At 66.6% G+C, this 2,653-nt stretch carries 1 protein-coding gene; it reads left to right on the plus strand.

The window, feature by feature from the left end:
• Positions 1-391 precede the first annotated feature (391 nt).
• Positions 392-2,653, plus strand: a 2,262-nt coding sequence (locus AC1DZ6_RS23160; RefSeq protein WP_477099463.1) for a TonB-dependent receptor, incomplete at its 3' end; no start/stop codon positions are given.

Below are 2,653 nucleotides of genomic sequence, written 5' to 3' on the forward strand. Positions count from 1 at the left end.
CATCGCGTCCCTTCCCAGTGTCGTTCTTATCGCGGCGCTGTCGCGCCGCGCGGCCCTTTCCAGGGCTCCATGACCTAGAGGCTAGAGACGCCGGGCGGCGAGGTCTAAATCAAATCGCCTATCAACCGATCCAACGCGGACATCGATGACCCCGCCCTGACGCGCCTTCCGTGACGTCCGCCTCCTTGGCGGACCAGGGTTTTCCTCAATCAAACCGGGTTTAGGCTGTCGCGGCGCCGGGCATCGGTGCAGATCCTGCATCGGTCCATGCCCGATTGGGATTGGCCCCCGCGACGCGCCGGACCCTATCTTTTCCGTACCGAAAGAGGTCGGCGTCTGATCGGCCTCAAAAAGAAGAAGACCCGTGAGATCGCGGGCATGGGAGGGAACTATGGCGTCTCGAGCCACCTGGAATCTTCGCACCATCCTGCGCTGCGGCGCGTCCGGCCTGGCCGTGAGCCTGGCCGTCGCGGCCGGCGCGGCCCACGCCCAGGACGTTCCGCCGCCCGCCCCGGACGCGGCTCAGGCCGACAACGCGGTCGAGGAGGTGGTCGTCACCGGTTTCCGCGCCAGCCTGGCCAGCGCGATCAACGTCAAGCGCAACGCCTCGGGCGTGGTCGACGCCATCAAGGCCGAGGACATCGCCCAGTTCCCCGACCTGAACCTGGCCGAGTCGCTGCAGCGCATTCCCGGCGTCTCGATCTCGCGGATCAACGGCGAAGGCCGGCAGATCTCGGTCCGGGGCCTGGGTTCGGAATACACCCGCGTCCGCATCAACGGCATGGAGGCGATCTCCACCACCGGCGGCACGGCCAACAGCGGCGGCACCAACCGCGGCCGCGGCTTCGACTTCAACATCTTCGCCTCGGACCTGTTCAACAGCATCGCCGTGCGCAAGACCGCCTCGGCCGATGTCGAGGAAGGCTCGCTGGGCGCGACCGTCGACCTGAACACCGCCCGCCCCTTCGACTCCAGCAAGCCCCAGCTCGTGCTGTCGGCTCAGGCCAGCTACAATGACCTGGCGCAAAAGGCCGGTCCGCGCCTGTCGGCCCTGGCCAGCCGCACCTGGCGCGACGGCACGTTCGGCGCCCTGCTCTCGGTAGCCTACGAGGATCGCCGCCTGCTCGAGGAAGGCGCCAACATCACGCGCTGGACCAACAGCGGTTCGCAAAACGGCTTCAGCCCGCTTTCCACCCTGCCCGGCTACACGATCGCCCAGATCAACAACCCCAGCACGGTCGGCGCGATCTATCACCCGCGCATCCCGGCCTATGTCAGCTACGACATCGAATCCAAGCGTTTCGGGGCCAGCGGCTCGCTGCAGTGGCGGCCCACCGACAACACCACCGTGTCGTTCGACGCGCTCTATTCCTATCTGGCCGGCACCCGCAAGGAAGCCCAGATCCAGGCGCTGGGCCTGTCGCGCAACGGCGTGGGCAAGCCTCAGACCATCATCCGCGACGGGGTCGTCGACGCCAACAACAACCTGGTCTACGCCAAGCTCGACAACGTCGATCTGCGCACCCAGTCGGCCTATGACGAGCTGAACACCGAGTTCAAGCAGTTCACCCTCTCGGGCGATCACCGGTTCAGCGACAAGTTCAAGGTCGGCGCCCTGGTCGGTTACGCGGACTCGACCTTCACCCAGCCGGTCTCGACGATCGTCACCTTCGACCGGGCCAACAGCCAGGGCTACTCGTACGACTTCCGCAACCATCGCCTGCCGACCATCCTGTTGGGCTTCGACGCCGCCGATCCGGCCAACTGGAGCGCCATCAACGGCACCTCCGAAGTGCGCCTGCGGCCGCAGTTCGTCGAAAACCAGTTCACGACCGGCAAGCTCTTCGGCGAGTACGAGTTCAACGACAAGCTGACCCTCAAGGCCGGGGTCGACTTCCGCAAGTTCGAGTACGACAGCTACGGCCAGTACCGGACCAGCGAGACCGTCTCCCAGACCCTGACCCCGGCCCAGCTGGCCGCCGTCTCCAAGGTCTATTCGGGCTTCGGCAAGAACCTGGGCCTGCCGGCCGGCAACGCCACGTCCTGGCTGACGCCCGACATCGACGCCTACGCCAAGGCCTACGGCATCTACAGCAACACCGGCATCTACGCCCTGACCAACACCAACAACAGCTCGGCCCGGGGTCAGTACGGCACGGTCGAGGAGAAGGACGCCGGCGCCTATATCGAGGCCGAATTCCGGTTCGACGCCTTCGGCCTGCCCTTCCGCGGCGACGCCGGCGTGCGTCAGGTCAACACCCAGCAGGAGTCGGGCGGCTACGCGGTGGTCAACGGCGCGGTGCAGCTGGTCAATGTCCGGCGCGACTACGACATGACCCTGCCGTCGTTCAACCTGGCCGCCGACCTGACCGACACCATCGTCGCCCGGATCAGCGCCGCCAAGACCATCTCGCGACCGGGCATCGGCTCGCTGTCGCCGGGCGGCGACGTCAGCGTCCAGGGCGCCAACCGGACCTTCTCGTCCGGCAATCCGGATCTGGATCCGACCCAGTCCAAGAACCTCGACCTGTCGCTGGAATGGTACCCCGCTCAGGGCGCCATGCTGGCCGGCGGCGTGTTCTTCAAGCGGATCGACACCTTCGTCGCCACGCTGCGCACCCAGGTGCCCTACAACACCCTGGGACTGCCGGAC

It is taken from the genome of Caulobacter sp. P1_B12_2 (genome assembly GCF_056406675.1).